A 21,377-nucleotide genomic window follows, 5' to 3' on the forward strand; every position below is an offset into this window, starting at 1 on the left:
TGGCCCCGAAAAAACATGCATGAGTGGTCAACGTTATATTATTTATTAAAACTGATAATGATTAAAGTAAAATCTATTTAAATGAAAGTGAGTGATCCGTTTTGGATCTATTATCAATAAAGGACCCTTCCTTTCTGAAAACAATGAATACGAGTCAATTAAAAGAATTAAGTAAGGAGATTCGTTCATTTTTGATAGAAAATCTGTCAAAGACAGGAGGACATATTGGTCCTAATTTAGGGGTTGTTGAATTAACAATCGCATTACACAAATGTTTTGATAGCCCGAAGGATAAATTTTTATGGGATGTTGGACATCAATCATATGTTCACAAAATCCTTACCGGACGTGCTGATCAGTTTACTACATTAAGGCAATATAAAGGATTATCTGGATTCCCGAAAATGTGTGAAAGTGAACATGACGTGTGGGAAACGGGACATTCTTCTACATCACTGTCTGCTGCAATGGGAATGGCGATTGCACGAGATATTAAAAAAGAAAAGTCCTATATTGTTCCAATTATAGGAGATGGTGCATTAACAGGTGGAATGGCATTAGAAGCATTAAATCATATTGGTCATGAAAAAAAGGACCTTATTGTGATATTGAATGATAACGAAATGTCTATTGCACCAAATGTTGGGGCATTACACAATATTTTGGGCCGTTTACGCACTGCCAATAAATATCAATGGGCGAAAGATGAGTTGGAAAATTTATTGAAGAAAATTCCAGCGGTTGGAGGGAAATTAGCAGCAACTGCTGAAAGATTAAAGGACAGCATGAAATATTTCCTCGTTTCTGGAATCTTTTTCGAGGAATTAGGCTTTACTTATTTAGGTCCTGTTGATGGTCATAATTTCGATGCTTTATTTGAGCAATTTCAATACGCTAAAAAGACAAAGGGTCCAATTTTATTACATGTCATTACTAAAAAAGGTAAGGGGTATGAACCTGCCGAAAATGATACAATAGGTACCTGGCATGGTACCGGACAATATAAAATTGAAACCGGTGATTTAATCAAGCCAGTCGGAGCACCACCTGCATGGAGCAAATTAGTGAGTGATACAGTTCTACGTTTAGCTAAGAAGGATGAACGGATCGTTGCGATAACTCCAGCGATGCCTGTTGGGTCGAAGCTTGAGAAATTTGCGGAAGAATTGCCAGATAGAATGTATGATGTAGGAATTGCAGAGCAACATGCAGCTACTTTAGCAGCAGGTTTAGCGACACAAAAAATGAAACCGTTTTTGGCAATTTATTCAACATTTTTACAAAGAGCCTATGATCAAGTGGTTCATGATATTTGTCGACAAAACTTAAACGTTTTCATCGGGATTGATCGAGCGGGTTTAGTTGGTGCTGATGGTGAAACACATCAAGGGGTTTTCGATATTGCCTTTTTAAGACATATTCCAAATCTCGTTTTAATGATGCCGAAAGACGAAAATGAAGGCCAACATATGGTTAATACAGCCATTCAATATGATGATGGTCCTATTGCTATGAGATTCCCACGTGGGAATGGTTATGGTGTACCGATGGATAGGGAACTTCGAACAATTCCTATAGGTACATGGGAAATTCTACGTGAAGGAAAGGATGCAGCAATTCTTACATTTGGGACGACTATTCCAATGGCTTTAGAAGCTGCGAATCTTCTGCAAAAACAAGGATTATCAGTTAAAGTGATTAATGCACGCTTTATTAAACCGATGGATGAAAATATGTTACATGATTTATTATCATTAAACTTACCGATATTAACAATCGAAGAAGCTGTACTTCAAGGCGGATTTGGAAGTGCGGTTATTGAATATGCTCATGATCATGGATTTACTAATACAATCGATCGAATGGGGATTCCCGATCAGTTCATTGAGCATGGTAGTGTAAATCAATTATTACAGGAAATTGGTATGACAACAGAAGAAGTTGTAAAAAAGGTACAAGCTATTGCACCTAAAATACAAAAAAGGGCATGAAAAATGAAAAGTAAAAAACAACGTCTAGATGTGCTTCTGGTGGAAAGAGGTCTCATTGACACAAGGGAAAAAGCTAAGCGTGCCATTATGGCGGGTATTGTCTATTCAAATGAATCACGGTTAGATAAACCCGGTGAAAAGGTAGCAGAAGATATTCCATTAACTGTTAAAGGAAATGTCATTCCTTACGTAAGTAGGGGTGGATTAAAATTAGAAAAAGCATTAAATGTTTTTAATGTGACTGCCAAGGATAAGATTTTAATTGATATTGGTTCTTCTACAGGCGGATTTACAGATTGTGCACTTCAAAATGGTGCCAAAATGTCCTATGCACTTGATGTGGGATACAATCAATTAGCATGGAAATTAAGAAATGATGATCGGGTTGTTGTAATGGAGAGAACAAATTTTCGTTATGTAACCCCTCAAGATTTAATTAGGGAAATGCCGGATTTGGCAACTATTGATGTCTCATTTATTTCCTTATCATTAATTCTTCCAGTATTAAAAACCTTATTAGTGCCGTCAAGTGATGTAATTGCTTTAATTAAACCACAATTTGAAGCAGGAAGAGAGCAAGTGGGCAAAAAGGGAATTGTAAGAGATAAAAAAGTTCATGAAGCAGTAATAGAAAAGATTATAAAGCTCTCAATTCAAGAGGGCTATAATGTAGAGAACCTTTCATATTCACCGATTACAGGTGGAGAAGGGAATATTGAATTTTTAATTCACTTACAATGGTCTGGGCAGAATATCGATACGGAAGGTACTTGCAATCTTACGTTCTCTATTAACGAAGTAGTTGAAAAAGCACACAGTGAATTATCAGGAAGAACAGATCAATAAGGATCTGTTCTTTTCTAATTCCTAGTACACAATTTTATGGAGTAACCATGTTTATTACGCTGTTTAAGTGTACATTTAAACTAAAATAGGCTAACATGGAAGTAAAAAGTTTAATATGCAAAAGTTGTTTTAATGTATTTTGAATAAAGGTGGATGAGTATGAGTAAGGGACAACGATTGATAAAAATCCGAGAAATTATTGCTAATTTTGATATAGAAACGCAAGATGAATTAGTTGAACATTTAAGAAATGGCGGGTTTAATGTCACTCAGGCTACAATATCACGAGATATTAAAGAATTGCATTTAGTGAAAGTTCCGTTAATGGATGGAAGATACAAATATAGCCTACCTGCAGATCAACGTTTTAATCCAATGCAAAAATTAAAAAGAACCTTAATGGATGCATTTATAAGTATAGATTCTGCGGGCCATCTGATCGTTTTGAAAACATTACCAGGAAATGCACATGCACTTGGCGCATTGATTGATATCCTTGATTGGGATGAAATCATTGGTACACTATGTGGTGATGATACATGTTTAATTATTTGTAGAGATGAGGAGAAATCTAAGCTGATTTCAGAAAAAATATTAGACATGCTCTAATAATACCCTAGCATGGAAAATCCTGTTGCTAATTAGTAAATAAAAAAGATAATAAAAGCAGAGTTTGGGCAAAAAGCTTGATGAAAAATGAGGTGAAGTTTTCAGTGTTACAGGAATTATCCATAAAAAATTTTGCCATCATTGATGAACTATTTTTATCAATTGAAAAAGGATTGACTGTTTTAACTGGTGAAACCGGTGCGGGTAAATCAATCATCATCGATGCAGTTCATTTATTAGTTGGTGGTAGAGGGTCTTCGGAATTTGTAAGACATGGAGAAAAAAAAGCTGAAATAGAGGGACTTTTTATCTTAGATGACCCAACACATCCCTGCTATGAGAGAGCAAGGGAATTTGGCATTGATATTGAAGAAGGTATGATTATTCTTCATCGGGATCTATCAAGTGCTGGTAAAAGTGTATGTAGAATTAATGGAAAGCTTGTTACTATATCAATTTTAAGAGAAATTGGAAGTACTCTAATTGATATTCATGGTCAACATGAACATCAGGAATTAATGAATGAATCCAATCACTTACGTCTCTTAGATCAATTTGGAAGTCAGGAAATTGAACAAGCACTAAATAATTATGGAATACTATATAAACAATATGAACAAACCCTTTCGAAACTAAAAAGTTTAAGTGAAAATGAACAACAAATGGCGCATCGACTCGATCTTATTCAATTTCAGCTTCGTGAAATTCAAGGGGCTAATCTTCAATTAAATGAAGATGAGGAATTAATGGAGGAGAAAAGGAAGCTTTCAAATTTTGAAAAACTGTTTGATTCATTAAAAACAAGTTATGGAGCACTCCAAGGGGAACAAAAAGGAATTGATTGGGTTGGCCTTGCGATGACTCAATTAGAAGCTGCTGCTGAAATTGAGAAGGATTTTAGTCCTATTTTAGAATCTGTGTCTAATTGTTTTTATATATTAGAGGATGTAGCACGAACGATTCGTAACGAATATGATAGTCTCGAGTATAGTCCGGAGAGGCTAAATGATATAGAAAGTCGTCTAAATGAAATCAATCAATTAAAAAGGAAATATGGTGGGACAGTTGAAGATATATTAGAATACAGTGCCACCATCGAAGAAGAAATTGAAACGATTATAAATAGAGAAAGTCATATTGAGGATTTACAAAAAAAACTTTACCAAGTTCAGAAGGATTTATTTCTTGAAGCAAAGCAGTTACATGATCTTAGAAAGATATGGGCAGATCAATTAACTAAGGCAATCCATGATGAATTAAAACATTTATACATGGATAAAACTATCTTTGAAGTTAGATTCCTTCAATCTGCTGACGAACTTAAAGGAAACCCAAACCCACCGTTTCGTAAGGATGGATTAGATATTATTGAATTTTATATTTCGACAAATCCAGGGGAACCGTTGAAACCTTTAAATAAAGTGGCATCAGGTGGGGAATTATCAAGAATGATGCTTGCCTTAAAAACAATCTTTTCGAAACACCAAGGAATTACTTCTATTATTTTTGATGAAGTCGACACGGGTGTTAGCGGTAGGGTTGCTCAAGCTATAGCTGAGAAGATTTACCAAGTATCTGAACACTCTCAAGTATTATGTATATCTCATCTCCCACAAGTAGCTGCCATGGCTGATACTCATTTATTTATTATGAAGGAAACGGTTGACGGACGTACAAGAACATTGGTCAGAACCCTCGAACATAATGAAAAAATAAAGGAAGTAGGCCGTATGATTTCTGGAGTTGAAATTACGGATAAAACAAAGGAACACGCAGAAGAATTATTACAATTGGCTTATGCAAAGAAGGCAACTTGAAAAGCTATCCATGAATGGTTAGCTTTTTTCTTTTTCCCTTGTTATATTTCCGCCCTATCAAGGCTAAATTAAAATTGTAGCCAATTAAAAAAGAAAAGGCTATTTCCAAGAACCATTTTGTGTGGATTAGAAGCGAGGAGAGTGAAAGGTTTTGAAATTTGAACTTCTTAGAAAAATATTAGGTGGATTTCTCCTTGTTTCACTTTGTATATTTAGTTTTTCAATACCATTCCAAGATTATTTAAGCATTCCAACCCATGTCACATTGTTTGAAGGTGATCAGCTAAGTTTTCCTAAAACAGCAAAAGTCTCCGCTAAAGTTAGGCATGATGGCGAAAGTGTAAATGTTTTTTCGGAAAAGAAGTCATTAACTGTTAAAGGGAATACTACAGGAGAAGATGAAATCTTCTTTGAATTTGCGGGAATACCTATTAAAAAAGTTGACATTAATGTCATTAAGGATTTTAAGGTGATTCCGGGTGGACATTCAATAGGAGTAAAATTAAATACTTTAGGGGTTTTAGTAGTCGGTCATCATCTTGTAGAAACAAAATCTGGTAAAGTTTCACCTGGAGAAAGGGCTGGAATCAAAGTAGGAGATATTATAACTGAAATAAATGATGAAAAAATAGAAACAATGTCAGATGTGGCGCCTATGGTGAAGAAGGCTGGAGAAGAGGGGAAATCATTAAAAATTACTATCCAGCGCGAGCAGGAAATTATAAAAACCTCATTAAATCCTGAAAAAGATCAATCAGAACAAAGCTATAAGCTTGGGTTATATATTCGAGACTCAGCTGCAGGAATTGGTACAATGACCTTTATTGATCCAAAAACAAAAAAATATGGTGCACTTGGTCACGTGATTTCAGATATGGACACGAAAAAAGCAATTGTTGTTGATGATGGACAAATTTTAAAATCCACAGTTACTTCAATAGAAAAAGGAAGTGATGGGAAGCCTGGTGAGAAGTTAGCACGATTTTCTTCCGATCATGAAGTAATTGGAGATATAAAGCGAAATAGCCCATTTGGGATATTCGGTACGTTGGATAAAACTTTATCAAATGAAAAATATGATAAGCCGATGCCCATTGCTTTATCCAACCAAGTAAAAGAAGGACCAGCTAAAATACTAACTGTTGTCGAAGGGAATAAAGTGGAGGAATATGACATAGAAATTGTTAATACAATCCCACAAAAGTTTCCAGCAACTAAAGGAATGATTATCAAAATAACTGATCCAAAGCTTCTTAAAAAGACTGGTGGTATTGTCCAAGGCATGAGTGGTAGTCCAATAATTCAAAAGGGAAAATTGGTTGGAGCTGTCACACATGTATTTGTAAATGATCCTACTTCGGGATATGGTGTTCATATAGAGTGGATGCTTCGCGAAGCAGGGATAAATATTTATAAAAAACAACATGAAAAAGCAAGCTGATAGAGAAATTCTACCAGCTTGCTTTTTTTATCATACTTTTTCTTAGATCTAAGTAGGTTATGAAATAAGTGATGATGGCATTTTGGATGCTGAACAAAATTGGAAAAAATCTTATTCAATATTAACATGAAATTACCGATATAATTTATGGTATGATAAAAATAAAGTTTTTTCGACAAATATAATACCGAAAATCGAATTAGGTCGAAAATAAGAGATTTTAAGAGAAAAATAAAGATTTTATAGTTTTTTTGAGAAATTTTTAAATATCAGAAGGAATTTATACGCCATTGTCGAAATCTCATTAGAGAACAAATAAAAGTTGAAAAACGCGTTTAGGTGATTGAGGAGGAAACATGGAGTGAACAAAATTAAAGTTTTTATTGTAGATGATAATCGTGAACTAGTCGGATTATTAGAGGAATTCATTTCATCCCAAGAGGACATGGAAATAAGTGGTGTTGCTTATAATGGTCAGGAGTGCTTAGAACTATTGCAAGATGCTAAGCCTGATGTTCTCATTCTCGATATTATTATGCCGCATTTGGACGGATTAGGGGTATTACAACAGTTACGGGAAAATGGTGAAATGCCAAATGTCATTATGTTAACTGCATTTGGTCAGGAAGATGTTACAAAAAAAGCAGTTGAATTAGGTGCTTCTTATTTTATTCTTAAGCCTTTTGATATGAACAATTTGGCTAGTCAGATTAGGCAAGTTAGTGGAAAATCTAGTCCAATAATTAAGAAAACAAGTCATCCTTCTATAAGGACTGAGCAAAAGCCTAAAAATTTAGATGCAAGCATAACCAGTATCATACACGAAATTGGAGTCCCTGCACATATTAAAGGGTATTTATATTTACGAGAAGCCATTTCAATGGTATATAATGATATTGAATTATTAGGTTCTATTACAAAGGTATTGTATCCTGATATTGCAAAAAAATATAATACCACTGCAAGCCGTGTAGAAAGGGCCATTCGTCATGCAATTGAAGTGGCCTGGAGCCGTGGAAATATTGACTCTATCTCCTCCTTATTTGGTTACACTGTCAGTATGTCAAAAGCAAAGCCAACGAACTCAGAATTCATTGCAATGGTTGCAGATAAATTGCGTTTAGAACATAAGGCATCATAATTCACATTATTTGCTGATGTTGTTAAAGTACAGTATCAACACTTGAAAATATAATTTGTTTCATAAAGACATCATTCTTTATATAAGAAGATGTCTTTTTTTGTTTGGGATTAAATTTATTTTTCTCTTTTATCAAACATTGGTGTTGTTTAATTAAAGATTTTTGCTAATAAATATCGGCTGAAGATCGCTACAACATTCATATTACGAGCTGCCATCTCCTTAAGAACCGCTTCTAAAATCCTTAAATGGGTGTGAAAGCCGGCAGTTGGGCTTTTCTTTTACAAAAGCAACAAACTATACGAAAACAGCCCTTTTTTTTCTTTTTACAAAAACATTGTTGCTTTATCGATAATGTTCAATTAAAAAAAGGTTTGAAGGCTGTTGTATATTTAATTGTGGAAAGAGACTTTGAATATCCTTTAAAAGGATGAGAATAGATTTACTTAATTGAATGTTTGAAATTTTTATGTCATAATGATAATATCCATTATTTTGTAATTAAAAAATACCAATGAAAGATATCATCATCTTCTTAAAAATATGGTTAACAATAAATTTAGGAAATCTTCTTCGCAATTTTAGTTAATCTTATCCCTTTTTATTGCAGACAGCTTATTTATTGCAAGTTGTTTTACTGCCTTTTGGTAATGCAGCCGAAGGCAATATCTGCAATGCTCATATTTGCTTTGACCTTGCACTTTGGAAGAAAAACTGCTTATTTAATCAAATTCCACTATTTAATAAGACCAAATTACATTTTTTATTCCTTTTTGTCATGGTACTGATTGATTCCGTATCCACTATTTAGGTAAAACGTATATAGATGGTCATAATAAATGGTGCATTACAGGAGGGAACTTATGGATAATATTTTATTAGAGGGATCAATTATTTTAGTTTTTCATCTATTCATGACAATGTTATCTTTAGCTATTCTTTCTTCATTAATTGTTAAAAGAAAGGTAGCGGGATCAATTTTTTTAGTATATCTATTAGCTATTGGATTTTTCATATTGAAAAGTTTATACTCATATTCACCAATTATTTGCTCAATATTGGTAGGCATGTATGTTTGTTTAGGCATTGCAACATACTTTAATGTAAAACGGAAATTAATCATTTAATCCAACGCTCTTTTCTCAAGCATTGTTGCAATTTGATTAAAGTTTTAACTAATAACTATCGGCTGAGTATTACATTTTTCATTTCTCTGAAAAATGAGCTTTAAACTTCATAGAACTGATGAATCATTTTAGGTGTAAAAGCCGGCAGTTGGGCTTTTACAAAAGCAACCAACGATACGAAAACAGCCTAATCCAAAAAGGAAAGACCCCACAGAGAATATTATTGGTGTAGAATATAACACTAAATATTCTTTGTGGGGTTTGATTCTCTTTTGGTGGTTCACTTTACTTCCTCCTGATATCAAGGAGCCGGTGTTTGTCGTATTTAATCTTTACTTTTTCTCCGACTTTATAGTTGAGGTATTGAATACAGTCCATTTCTAATATTTGACCATTGCTGAATTCCATTAAACAAGCCTCCTGACCATTTGGGATTGTATAGGTAGGAACATTTTTATTTGTAGTAATCCCTTTAGCCTTGCCATTGGAGTGAGGAGTGTAGTATTTTTCGACGATCTCAACCCTTTTATATGTGCTTTTTGGAAGTTTAAAAAATAGAAATAGGAATAAAACGAGTAAAACGACTAGTATAATCATTTTTATTAAGACTTTTTTCATTATGCACTCCCTGCCTACAATCTGTTTATACTATGTATATAGGTGTATGTTTAAAAATATTCGAATTGTATCTATCCACTCGAAAGATGAAGTCGCTATTTAATCTTTTGATCTGTAGTCTCTTTGCTTAGTTAAATAAAGGGGTTGATTGCCTTTTTTGAGAAAAGGGCAAATTCATAAATGAGGCATCTAGTTTTTCAGTGAGTGATCAAATTGGATAAGTGACTATATAAGATAGAGCTAAATCGCAGTATCAAAAAAGGACGTGAAAAAATGACTTTAATTTTTGCCCATCGTGGTTCAGCGGGGACACACCCTGAAAATACGATGGAATCGTTTATTGCAGCGGAGAAATGTGGTGCAGATGGAATTGAATTGGATGTACATTTGTCCAAAGAGGGAGAAATTGTTGTTATTCATGATGAAACAGTGGATCGAACAACGAATGGAAAAGGATTTGTACAAGATTTTTTTCTAAGTGATTTAAAATCGTTGAATGCAAGTTATAAATTTAAGACCTTTCAGTCTTTTATACGAGTACCTAGAATTCCTACGTTAAGAGAAGTATTTGATTGGATGAAAGGAAATCATCTTCAATGTAATATTGAATTGAAAAATGGGAAAATTATGTATCCGTTTCTTGAAGAAAAAGTAATTGATTTGATACGAGAATATGAATATGAGGAGCGAATCATAATATCGTCTTTTAATCATTACTCACTTGTAAACTGTTATCAATTGGCACCGGAGATAGAAACAGCACCTTTGTACTCTGAAGGTCTCTATATGCCTTGGATTTATGCACGTGCCATCCATGCAAAAGGGATGCATCCAAATATGAAGGCAGCTCCAGATATGATTATTAGAGGTGCTATTGAAGATGGTATTGCTGTAAGACCATATACAGTTAATAAAAAAGAAGATATGGTGCGATTAATAGCCATTGAGTGTTCAGCAATTATAACTGATTATCCAGAAAAAGCAAAAAAAATAAAAAAACAAATGATGAGACCCTAAAATAAAAAAGGATGTCCTTAGCTTTATGCTGCTATAGGAACATCCTATTTTATTTAGACTTTTTGACGAATCTCTTTTGAACTTTATTTCTTTTACGATCTCGATAAAATACAAATCCTGCAATAAATCCTAAACCACCAAGAAAAAATATAAAGCCGATTAAAAATTGCAGCCAAAGATATGGAAAAGGCGCTTGAAGAATTCCGAATAACATATCTCTCATTAACTTAATACCAATTGCGGCAATAATCCCTGGGATCACCATAATAATTAATGCAAATAAACGAATCATGAGCTATCTCCTTATACATACGCTTTCAAAAAAATCATATACCAAACAAAATATTTGTCAAGCAAACAGTAAGTAGAATCCATCCGAGAGAAATAATTGGTTAGTCCAAACTTGAAAATTATTTCTTCTAAACATAAAATAATAGTATGAAAAATTTTGCATATTTAGGGAGGAACAAAATTGCAGAATGTTCTATTAGTTGGAGGAGGCAAGGGCGGAGCAGCAATTTTGAAAATGCTTCTAGGTAGTAATAATTTCAGGATACAGGCGGTCATTGATCGAAATATAAATGCTAAGGCAATCCAATTGGCAGAAAAAAAAGGAATCCCTACAGGAAGCAATTGGAGAGATTTTTTAAATGACTCGATAGATATTATAATTGAAGTCACAGGTGATCAAAATGTATTTCAAGAAATTTTAGAAGTAAGAAGTAAACAAACTGTCTTAATTCCTGGCAGTGTTGCATATTTAATTGCTACTTTAATGGAGGAAAAAGAAGGATTAATTACAGAATTACAAAATGAGACATATAAACACCATTTAATTTTAAACTCTACTGATGATGCTATGGTTGTGATTGATACAGATGGAATGATCATTTTCTTTAATAAAAGTGCAGCCCGTATGACAGGTGTACCTGTATCAAAAGCAATTGGAAAACATATTCATGAAGTTATTCCTAAAAGTAAATTGCCGAGAATTATTTCAACTAAAAGAATAGAAAGTAATCAAGAATCCGTTCTTGAAAATGGAAAAAGAATTATCACCACTAGAATTCCAATGACGAACGATCGTAATGAAGTGATCGGAGCCATTGCCGTGTTTAAAGACATAACGGAGGTTGTTAATCTAGCGGAGGAAATAACAAATCTGAAAGAAATCCAAACAATGTTAGAAGCAATCATTCAGTCAAGTGATGAAGCAATTTCCGTTGTTGATGAGAATGGGCGAGGGATATTAATTAATCCTGCATATACAAGAATTACCGGGCTACCAAAAGAACAAGTAATTGGTCAGCCTGCCACAGCAGATATCTCTGAGGGAGAAAGTATGCATTTAAAGGTCATTCAAACACGCCGAGCAATAAGAGGTACAAAAATGCGTGTTGGCCCAATGAAAAAAGAGGTAATCGTTAATGTTGCACCAATTATAGTAGATGGAATTTTAAAAGGAAGTGTCGGGGTAATTCACGATGTTTCCGAGATTCAATCCCTTACAAAGGAATTAAATCGCGCAAGACAAATTATTCGGAACTTAGAAGCTAAGTATACCTTTGAAGATATTATTTCTAATTCTGACGAAATGAACATTGCGGTGGAACAGGCAAAGTTAGGGGCAAAAACGCCTGCAACCATTTTACTCAGAGGGGAATCTGGAACAGGTAAGGAGTTATTCGCACATGCAATACATAATGCAAGTGATCGTAAATATAATAAATTTATCCGTGTGAACTGTGCAGCTATTTCAGAATCTTTATTGGAAAGTGAATTATTTGGCTATGAAGAAGGAGCCTTTTCTGGCGCAAAACGAGGCGGAAAAAAAGGTTTGTTTGAAGAAGCTAATAATGGGAGTATTTTCCTTGATGAAATTGGTGAATTAAGTGCAAATACTCAGGCAAAGTTATTGAGGGTTTTACAGGAAAACGAAATAGTACGTGTTGGAGGTACAAATGCTATCCCGATAAATGTTAGAATCATTGCTGCTACTCATGTCAATCTTGAGAAAGCGATTGCGGATCGCTCGTTTCGCGAAGACTTGTATTATCGTTTGAATCGAATGCCGATTCATATCCCTCCTTTAAGAAATAGAAAAGAGGAAATTCCATTATTGTGTGATAAGTTGATTCATAAATTAAATCAAGACTATGGTAGGAATGTTGAAGGAATAACTGAGCAGGCAATTGTAAAACTAATGGAATATGATTGGCCGGGAAATGTTCGAGAGTTAGAAAATATCCTAGGACGTGCCATAATATTTATGGGCTATAATGAAGTGCAATTGGATAGCAGGCATATTATGGATTTAACCAGCCACCAAGCAAAGACATTAGAATCACCTTTAAATATAACAATTGATAAGGATTTAACATCATTAGTAGATCAATATGAAAAAAATATTATTAAACAAGTGTTAGAGCAAAATAATGGGAATAAAACAGCAACGGCAAAGCAATTAGGTGTTTCAATTAGAAATCTATATTATAAAATTGAAAAATATAATCTTGCAAATATAAACATGCAATAATTTGCATAGTGAGAAAAATATTGCACGCAGAGATAAGTGTATATTTTTTATTAGTTGCTATGAACATGCTATAATAATTTTTGGTATGAAAATTGCATGATATCTATTTGGTGAAAGAATAAGAAAAGGGGTTGAGGCAACGAACATGAATTTAGACGGAGTAATAAAAAAAGCAACCCAACAAAATAAGGCAAAAGTGGCAATTGCAGCCGCTGAGGATTACGAGGTATTGGAAGCGGTTTCACTCGCTGTGGAACATCGGCTGGCTAGTTTTTTATTATACGGATCGGAAAAAGGGATTTACGAATTAATCGATCGCAATTTTCCGCAGCTAATTGGCCATGAGGATATTGCAATTATTCATGCCGAATCTAATGATGAAGCAGCTAAATTAGCTGTGCTTGCAGTGGGGAGTGGTAATGCTCACGTTCTAATGAAAGGAAATATTCCTACAGCTATGTTATTGAAAACAGTATTAAAAAAGGAATATGGACTAAGAACGGGGAAAGTTTTATCACATGTTGCTGCATTTGAAGTACCAGCATTTGACCGTTTAATATTTGTATCAGATGCTGCTATGAATATTGAGCCTGATGTTGAACAAAAGGCTCATATTATAAACAATTCTGTTCAAATTGCTCGTGCAACTGGAATTGAACTTCCAAAAGTTGCAGTTTTGGCAGCAGTAGAAGTAATTAATCCTACAATGAAAGCAACATTAGATGCAGCAGCACTAACACAAATGAATAATAGGGGGCAAATTAAAAATTGTCTCGTTGATGGACCACTTGCACTTGATAATGCTATTTCTCTTGAGGCGGCAAAGCACAAAGGGATTCATAGTGAAGTTGCGGGTCAAGCGGATATTCTATTAGTACCAACTATTGATACGGGAAACTCCCTTTATAAATCATTAATTTATTTTGCTAAGGCAAAAGTTGCTGCAGTTATAGCTGGTGCAAAAGTACCAATTGTATTAACATCTAGAGCAGATAGTGCCGAGAATAAATTATATTCACTAGCACTTGCAATATGCTCATCAAATTAAGTTGAAATGGAGAGAGATTAAATGAAAATTTTTGAATACATGGGTAAATATGATTATGAACAATTATTATTCTGTCAGGATGAACAATCTGGATTAAAAGCCATTATTGCTATTCATGATACAACTTTAGGACCTGCATTAGGTGGGACAAGAATGTGGACTTATGCATCAGAGGATGCAGCAATTGAAGATGCACTTCGTTTAGCAAGAGGAATGACCTATAAAAATGCTGCAGCAGGTTTGAACTTAGGTGGAGGGAAAACTGTTATTATTGGTGATCCACGTAAAGACAAGAACGAAGAAATGTTCCGTGCCTTTGGTCGCTTTATTCAAGGGTTAAATGGTCGATATATTACAGCTGAAGATGTAGGAACAACTGTAGCTGATATGGATTTAATTCATGAAGAAACTAATTTTGTAACAGGAATTTCTCCTGCATTCGGATCTTCAGGTAATCCATCACCTGTAACTGCATACGGTTGCTACGTTGGTATGAAAGCTGCAGCTAAAGAAGCTTTTGGATCCGATTCACTTGAAGGGTTAACGGTTTCAGTACAAGGTGTAGGTAATGTTGCATTCGAATTATGCCGTTATTTGAATGAGGAAGGCGCTAAACTAATTGTTACTGATATTAATAAAGAAGCGGTACAAAGAGCTGTTGAACAATTTGGAGCAAAAGCTGTAGATCCTAATGATATTTATGGTGTTGAAAGTGATATTTTTGCACCGTGTGCACTAGGAGCAATTATTAATGATGAAACAATTCCACAATTAAAGGCAAAAGTTATTGCTGGATCTGCAAATAATCAATTAAAGGAAACTCGTCATGGTGATCAAATTCATGAGATGGGCATTGTCTATGCACCAGATTATGTCATTAATGCTGGTGGTGTTATTAATGTAGCAGATGAACTGAATGGATATAATCATGAACGTGCTATGAAAAAGGTAGAAGGAATTTATCAAAATGTGGCAAAAGTAATTGAAATTTCGAAGCGTGACGGAATTCCTACTTACATGGCAGCGGATCGTATGGCTGAAGAAAGAATTGCAAAGGTTTCAAAATCTAGAAGTCAATTTTTATTAAATAGCAAACATATTTTAAGCAATCGTGCTTAAGCAACAACTGGTTTCATCCATCAATGAATCAGCATCACGCTGGTTCATTGATGCTGTTTTGTAAAAAAATAATTCTTCACATCTTTCGCGTTAAGAAAGTAAATGGAGGTAACAGCTTTGTCGCATAACGAACACAGAATATTAGTGATTAACCCTGGATCAACTTCGACTAAAATTGGTGTCTTTGTAAATGATCATTCTATTTTTGAAAAAACAATCCGTCATGATTCACAATTCATACAAAGCTTTCATAAAATAGCTGACCAATATGAATTTCGTAAAAAAACTATTCTTGAAACATTAGATGAAGAAGGGATAAACTTATCTCGTTTAGATGCTATATGTGGAAGGGGTGGCCTGCTTCGCCCTATTGAAGGAGGAACCTATACAGTAAATAAAGAGATGCTAGATGATTTACACTCAGGATATGCAGGCCAACATGCATCAAACCTCGGGGGGATATTAGCATATGAGATAGCTACTGCATTAAATATTCCTGCATTTATCGTTGATCCTGTTGTTGTTGACGAGCTGGAGCCCCTTGCAAGAATATCTGGTTTTTCATTAATTGAACGCAAAAGTATATTTCATGCATTAAATCAAAAAGCCGTTGCAAGACGAGTCTCTAAGCAATTAGGAATAAAATATGAGGAATTAAGTGTTATTGTTGTTCACATGGGCGGAGGCATTACAGTTGGTGTACATAAAAATGGTAGAGTGATCGATGTAAATAATGGTTTACATGGTGAAGGGCCATTTAGTCCTGAGCGAGCAGGTACGGTTCCAGTCGGTGATCTTATCGATCTTTGTTTTTCTGGGATGTATTATCGTGAAGAAATTATGAAGAAAATCGTAGGTCAAGGTGGTTTAGTTGGCTACCTAGGGACAAATGATGCGATTGAAGTAGAAAAAATGATTGAACATGGTGATGAGAATGCAAAGCTTGTCTATGATGCGATGGCATATCAAGTAGCTAAAGAGATCGGATCTGCAAGCGCTGTTTTAAAAGGAAAGGTCGATGCGATCATTTTAACCGGTGGTCTTGCATACGGAAAAGAGTTTGTAAGTAAAATTCGCGAGTATATTAATTGGATAGCAGATGTTATTGTACAACCAGGTGAAGATGAGCTTCAAGCTTTAGCTGAAGGAACTTTACGTGTCCTCATAGGTGAAGAACAAGCAAAAGAATATACGAATGATAAAATTGTTCATAAAATGTAAAATGTGAGTAAGTTAGGAGGAATATTTTTGGCACAAGAATATGATTTAGTCATTTTAGGTGGTGGAACTGGTGGTTATGTTGCCGCCATCCGAGCATCACAATTAGGGCTTAAAACAGCGATTGTTGAGAAAGGCCTATTAGGCGGTACTTGTTTACATAAAGGTTGTATACCAAGTAAAGCTTTACTACGTAGTGCAGAAGTTTATGCAACTGCTAAAAAAAGCGAGGATTTTGGAGTTGAAATAGGAGAAGTACAGCTTAATTTTCCACGTGTGCAAGAAAGAAAAAATCAAATTGTTGATCAACTACATCGTGGCGTTCAACATTTGATGAAACAAGGAAAAATTGATGTTTACGAAGGAATTGGTCGAATTTTAGGACCATCTATCTTCTCCCCGATGCCTGGAACAATTTCTGTAGAGATGAACAATGGTCAAGAAAATGAAATGCTCATTCCTAAAAATGTGATTATTGCGACAGGCTCTCGTCCTCGATCACTTCCAGGATTAGAGTTTGATGGGGAAAAAGTTCTTTCATCTGACGAGGCACTCAGTTTAACTGAATTACCCAAATCAATTATTATTGTTGGTGGCGGTGTGATTGGGATTGAGTGGGCATCGATGTTAAATGATTTTGGTGTAGAAGTTACAGTCATTGAATATGCTGATCGAATAGTTCCAACTGAAGATCATGAAATTTCGAAGGAAGCAGCGCGGATCTTAAAGAAAAAAGGGGTGAAAATTGTAACCTCTGCAAAAGTTCTTTCTGAATCCTTACAGATTGAAAATACACAAGTTTCAATTTCTGCTGAAGTAAAAGGTGAACAACAAAGTTTTAAAGGTGAAAAAATTCTTGTTTCAGTAGGACGCCAAGCGAATACTGAAAATATCGGGTTACAAAACACTGAAATTCAAGTAGAAAAAGGATTTATCCAGGTAAATGAATATTTTCAAACGAAGGAATCACATATATATGCAATCGGTGATGTGATTGGTGGCTTACAATTAGCCCATGTTGCTTCACATGAAGGAATTGTTGCTGTCGAACATATTGCTGGGGAAAAACCAGATCCAATCGATTATTCTTTAATTTCTAAGTGTATTTATAGTAATCCTGAAATGGCAAGTGTCGGTCTTACAGAACAGGAAGCAAAGGAAAAAGGCTATCAACTTAAAGTAGGGAAATTCAATTTTAGAGCAATCGGTAAAGCTTTAGTTTATGGAGAAGCAGATGGTTTTGTGAAAATCATTGCAGACAAGGATACAGATGATATTCTTGGTGTTCATATGATTGGACCACATGTGACAGATATGATTTCTGAAGCGGGACTTGCTCGTGTTCTTGATGCCACTCCATGGGAGGTTGCACATACTATACATCCGCACCCATCATTAAGTGAGGCAATTGGTGAAGCAGCATTAGCTGTTGACGGCAAAGCGATTCATTCATAAAATTAGATTTTATTAGGAGGTAGGAAACTATGACTGAAAATCGACATAAAGCTTTAGGTTTATCGGACGAAACCGTTTTAGAAATGTATGAAACAATGTTAATGGCACGCCGTATTGATGAACGAATGTGGTTGTTAAACCGTTCAGGAAAAATACCATTTGTTATTTCCTGTCAGGGACAAGAAGCTGCACAAGTTGGTGCAGCATTTGCTTTAGACCGTGATAAGGACTATGTCCTTCCTTATTATCGTGATTTAGGAGTTGTCTTAGCATTTGGAATGACTCCTAAAGAACTGATGTTATCTGGATTCGCAAAGGCAGAAGATCCAAACTCTGGGGGTCGCCAAATGCCAGGCCATTTTGGACAAAAGAAAAATCGTATTGTAACAGGATCCTCTCCTGTAACTACTCAAGTGCCACATGCAGTAGGGATCGCTTTAGCAGGTAAAATGGAAAAGAAAGATTTAGTTACATTTGTGACATTTGGCGAAGGCTCTTCAAATCAAGGTGATTTCCATGAAGGAGCAAACTTTGCAGGAGTTCATAAATTACCTGTAATTTTTATGTGTGAAAACAATAAATATGCGATTTCAGTTCCTATTGAACGTCAGTTAGCATGTGAAAAAGTATCTGATCGTGCAATTGGGTACGGAATGCCTGGAGTAACAATTGATGGTAATGATCCATTAGAGGTATATAAAGCGGTGAAGGAAGCTGCTGATAGAGGAAGAAAAGGTGAAGGCCCAACACTAATTGAAGCCATTTCTTATCGTTTAACTGCTCACTCTTCAGATGATGATGATCGTGCATATCGTTCACAAGATGAAGTTGCAGAAGCGAGAACGAAGGATTCCATCATTACATTTGGTGCTTATTTAAAGGAAGTCGGTGTATTGAATGATGCACTTGAAAAAGAAATAAATGATCGTGTGATGAAGATTGTTAATGAAGCGACAGATTACGCTGAGAATGCACCTTATGCAGATCCAGAGGATGCATTGAAGTATGTCTATGCTAAAAGTGAATAATTTTTAGGAGAACAGGAGGGAACAAAAAATGCCAGTTATTTCATATATAGATGCAGTTACAATGGCAATTCGAGAAGAAATGGAACGTGATTCACGTGTATTTGTTTTAGGAGAAGATGTTGGTAAAAAAGGTGGGGTATTCAAGGCTACACAAGGTCTTTATGATCAGTTTGGTGAAGAGCGTGTTATTGATACCCCATTAGCAGAATCGGCAATTGCAGGTGTCGGAATTGGAGCAGCGATGTATGGAATGAGACCTATTGCTGAAATGCAGTTTGCTGATTTTATCATGCCTGCTGTTAATCAAATTATTTCAGAAGCAGCGAAGATACGTTATCGTTCGAATAATGATTGGAATTGCCCAATGGTTATTCGCGCACCGTATGGTGGTGGTGTTCATGGTGCATTGTATCATTCTCAATCTGTTGAAGCAGTGTTTGCTAATCAACCAGGATTGAAAATTGTTATGCCATCGACTCCATATGACGTCAAGGGATTACTAAAGGCTGCAATCCGTGATGAGGACCCTGTTATTTTCTTTGAGCATAAACGTGCATACCGTCTAATCAAGGGAGAGGTTCCTGATGATGATTATGTCTTACCAATTGGGAAGGCAGATGTTAAGCGTGAAGGTGATGACATCACGGTTATTACATATGGATTAAGTGTCCACTTTGCCTTACAAGCGGCAGAAAGGCTTGCGCAAGATGGAATTGAAGCTCATATATTGGATCTCCGTACTGTCTATCCATTAGATAAAGAGGCAATTATTGAGGCAGCTTCAAAAACTGGAAAAGTTTTATTAGTAACCGAGGACAATAAAGAAGGTAGCATCATGAGTGAGGTTTCTGCGATTATTGCGGAAAATTGCTTGTTTGATTTAGATGCTCCAATCATGCGCTTGGCAGGACCTGATGTTCCGGCTATGCCATATGCACCGACAATGGAAAAGTATTTTATGGTTAACCCTGATAAAGTTGAAAAAGCAATGAGGGAATTAGCTGAATACTAATACTGATCAATAGATGACAAGGAGGTACCCTTAATGACACTAGAAAAAATTACGATGCCTCAACTAGGGGAAAGTGTAACAGAAGGTACAATAAGTAAATGGCTTGTCTCCCCGGGAGACCATGTAAATAAATATGACCCGCTAGCTGAAGTGATGACAGATAAAGTAAATGCAGAAGTACCGTCTTCTTTTACAGGGGTAATTAAAGAGTTAATTGCTGAAGAAGGTGATACTCTTGAAGTAGGTCAAGTGATTTGTACGATGGAAGTGGAAGGAAATGCAACGGCTACGGCTTCTTCAGATAGCGAGGAGAAGACAGAAATAGATAAAAAAGATTCTGCACCATCACAAGAAATAAAGGAAAACAAAGGAAAAGCACGTTACTCACCTGCTGTTCTTAAGCTTTCACAGGAGCACGATATTGATCTAACGCTAGTTGATGGTACAGGTAAAGATGGTCGGATTACAAGAAAAGATTTACTTAAAATCATTGAGTCTGGAAATATTCCAAAGGCAAGTAATGAGGCAACAGTACAAACTAATCAAACGGTAGAAAATAAGCCTGCAGCACCTGTAGCTGCTGTTGCTGCGAAGCCATCTACACCAACTGTTAATATTCCAACATTGCCAGGGGATATTGAAATCCCTGTTAGCGGGGTTCGAAAAGCAATTGCAAGCAATATGTTAAGAAGCAAGCATGAAGCACCACATGCTTGGACAATGATGGAAGTTGATGTAACAAACTTAGTGGAGTATCGTGATTCCATCAAATCAGACTTCAAAAAACGTGAAGGATTTAATATCACTTATTTTGCTTTCTTTGTTAAGGCAGTAGCACAAGCCCTAAAAGAATTCCCACAAATTAACTCAATGTGGGCTGGTGACAAAATTATTCAAAAGAAAGATATTAATATTTCAATAGCGGTTGCTACGGATGATGCATTATTTGTTCCTGTTATTAAAAATGCAGACGATAAATCAGTCAAAGGAATCGCAAAGGAAATATTTGATTTAGCAAATAAAGTTCGTACGGGAACATTAAAAGCAGATGAAATGCAAGGTGGAACATTTACTGTGAATAACACAGGTTCATTTGGTTCTGTCCAATCAATGGGGATCATTAATTATCCACAAGCTGCAATTCTACAGGTTGAATCGATTGTGAAACGACCAGTTGTCATGAATAATGGGATGATCGCAGTTCGCGACATGGTGAACCTCTGTATGTCCCTAGATCACCGTGTTCTTGATGGATTAATTTGCGGTAGATTCCTTCAACGTGTAAAACAAATTCTTGAAAATATTTCAAACGAAACGTCTGTCTACTAATAAGAAATACTTGTGGAGAACTCGT

18 protein-coding genes are annotated in these 21,377 nt (G+C 35.4%); 16 read left to right on the top strand and 2 right to left on the bottom strand.

The window, feature by feature from the left end:
* Positions 1–101: 101 nt before the first annotated feature.
* The 7 genes from dxs (at position 102) to NST63_RS09870 (ending at position 8,972) form a co-directional block, all read left to right on the top strand.
* Positions 102–1,991 carry a 1-deoxy-D-xylulose-5-phosphate synthase gene (dxs, locus tag NST63_RS09840; protein ID WP_212943081.1) on the top strand — a complete coding sequence of 630 codons (1,890 nt, stop codon included), beginning with the start codon at positions 102–104 and terminating at the stop codon, positions 1,989–1,991.
* Between the two features lie 3 nt (positions 1,992–1,994).
* Complete coding sequence (locus NST63_RS09845) at positions 1,995–2,837, top strand: TlyA family RNA methyltransferase (RefSeq protein ID WP_212943079.1); 843 nt, start codon at positions 1,995–1,997, stop codon at positions 2,835–2,837.
* Positions 2,838–2,996: 159 nt separating this feature from the next.
* A complete protein-coding gene (gene ahrC / locus NST63_RS09850) occupies positions 2,997–3,446 on the top strand; it encodes a transcriptional regulator AhrC/ArgR (RefSeq protein ID WP_212943077.1) in 450 nt (149 codons plus the stop codon).
* A 104-nt stretch (positions 3,447–3,550) separates the two neighbouring features.
* Positions 3,551–5,263 carry a DNA repair protein RecN gene (recN, locus tag NST63_RS09855; protein WP_212943551.1) on the top strand — a complete coding sequence of 571 codons (1,713 nt, stop codon included), beginning with the start codon at positions 3,551–3,553 and terminating at the stop codon, positions 5,261–5,263.
* Positions 5,264–5,414: 151 nt separating this feature from the next.
* Positions 5,415–6,704, top strand: coding sequence for a SpoIVB peptidase (gene spoIVB, locus NST63_RS09860; RefSeq protein ID WP_212943075.1), 1,290 nt, complete (start codon positions 5,415–5,417; stop codon positions 6,702–6,704).
* Between the two features lie 361 nt (positions 6,705–7,065).
* The gene (gene spo0A / locus NST63_RS09865) at positions 7,066–7,845 is read left to right on the top strand and encodes a sporulation transcription factor Spo0A (protein WP_212943074.1); all 780 of its coding nucleotides are present in this window, start codon (positions 7,066–7,068) and stop codon (positions 7,843–7,845) included.
* 863 nt (positions 7,846–8,708) lie between these two features.
* Positions 8,709–8,972, top strand: coding sequence for a hypothetical protein (locus NST63_RS09870; RefSeq protein ID WP_341041977.1), 264 nt, complete (start codon positions 8,709–8,711; stop codon positions 8,970–8,972).
* Positions 8,973–9,257: 285 nt separating this feature from the next.
* On the opposite strand, the gene NST63_RS09875 is transcribed toward NST63_RS09870, so the two are convergent.
* Positions 9,258–9,590, bottom strand: coding sequence for a hypothetical protein (locus NST63_RS09875; protein WP_212943070.1), 333 nt, complete (start codon positions 9,588–9,590; stop codon positions 9,258–9,260).
* 273 nt (positions 9,591–9,863) lie between these two features.
* On the opposite strand from NST63_RS09875, the gene NST63_RS09880 reads away from it, so the two are divergent.
* Complete coding sequence (locus tag NST63_RS09880; protein ID WP_212943067.1) at positions 9,864–10,607, top strand: glycerophosphodiester phosphodiesterase; 744 nt, start codon at positions 9,864–9,866, stop codon at positions 10,605–10,607.
* A 49-nt stretch (positions 10,608–10,656) separates the two neighbouring features.
* Here the strand turns inward: NST63_RS09880 and NST63_RS09885 are convergent, their stop codons facing one another.
* Complete coding sequence (locus NST63_RS09885) at positions 10,657–10,899, bottom strand: DUF2627 domain-containing protein (RefSeq protein ID WP_212943065.1); 243 nt, start codon at positions 10,897–10,899, stop codon at positions 10,657–10,659.
* A 180-nt stretch (positions 10,900–11,079) separates the two neighbouring features.
* On the opposite strand from NST63_RS09885, the gene NST63_RS09890 reads away from it, so the two are divergent.
* The 8 genes from NST63_RS09890 (at position 11,080) to NST63_RS09925 (ending at position 21,352) form a co-directional block, all read left to right on the top strand.
* Positions 11,080–13,143 (top strand): sigma-54 interaction domain-containing protein, encoded by a 2,064-nt coding sequence (locus NST63_RS09890; protein ID WP_212943063.1) that lies wholly within the window; start codon positions 11,080–11,082, stop codon positions 13,141–13,143.
* A gap of 145 nt (positions 13,144–13,288) precedes the next feature.
* Positions 13,289–14,191: a phosphate butyryltransferase gene (gene yqiS / locus NST63_RS09895; RefSeq protein WP_341041978.1), complete on the top strand. Its 903-nt coding sequence runs from the start codon at positions 13,289–13,291 to the stop codon at positions 14,189–14,191.
* A gap of 21 nt (positions 14,192–14,212) precedes the next feature.
* Entirely contained in the window at positions 14,213–15,310 is a 1,098-nt protein-coding gene (gene bcd, locus NST63_RS09900) for a branched-chain amino acid dehydrogenase (protein ID WP_341041979.1), read from the top strand.
* A gap of 102 nt (positions 15,311–15,412) precedes the next feature.
* On the top strand, positions 15,413–16,531 hold the full coding sequence (gene buk, locus NST63_RS09905; protein ID WP_436580113.1) for a butyrate kinase: 1,119 nt from the start codon (positions 15,413–15,415) through the stop codon (positions 16,529–16,531).
* 27 nt (positions 16,532–16,558) lie between these two features.
* Positions 16,559–17,983: a dihydrolipoyl dehydrogenase gene (gene lpdA / locus NST63_RS09910; protein WP_341041981.1), complete on the top strand. Its 1,425-nt coding sequence runs from the start codon at positions 16,559–16,561 to the stop codon at positions 17,981–17,983.
* Between the two features lie 29 nt (positions 17,984–18,012).
* Entirely contained in the window at positions 18,013–19,011 is a 999-nt protein-coding gene (locus tag NST63_RS09915) for a thiamine pyrophosphate-dependent dehydrogenase E1 component subunit alpha (protein WP_058002248.1), read from the top strand.
* A 28-nt stretch (positions 19,012–19,039) separates the two neighbouring features.
* Positions 19,040–20,023: an alpha-ketoacid dehydrogenase subunit beta gene (locus NST63_RS09920; RefSeq protein ID WP_058002249.1), complete on the top strand. Its 984-nt coding sequence runs from the start codon at positions 19,040–19,042 to the stop codon at positions 20,021–20,023.
* 33 nt (positions 20,024–20,056) lie between these two features.
* On the top strand, positions 20,057–21,352 hold the full coding sequence (locus tag NST63_RS09925; RefSeq protein WP_212943054.1) for a dihydrolipoamide acetyltransferase family protein: 1,296 nt from the start codon (positions 20,057–20,059) through the stop codon (positions 21,350–21,352).
* Positions 21,353–21,377: the final 25 nt, after the last annotated feature.

This window comes from Heyndrickxia sp. FSL W8-0496 (assembly GCF_038007825.1).
In the GTDB taxonomy this organism is placed as follows: domain Bacteria; phylum Bacillota; class Bacilli; order Bacillales; family Bacillaceae_C; genus Heyndrickxia; species Heyndrickxia oleronia.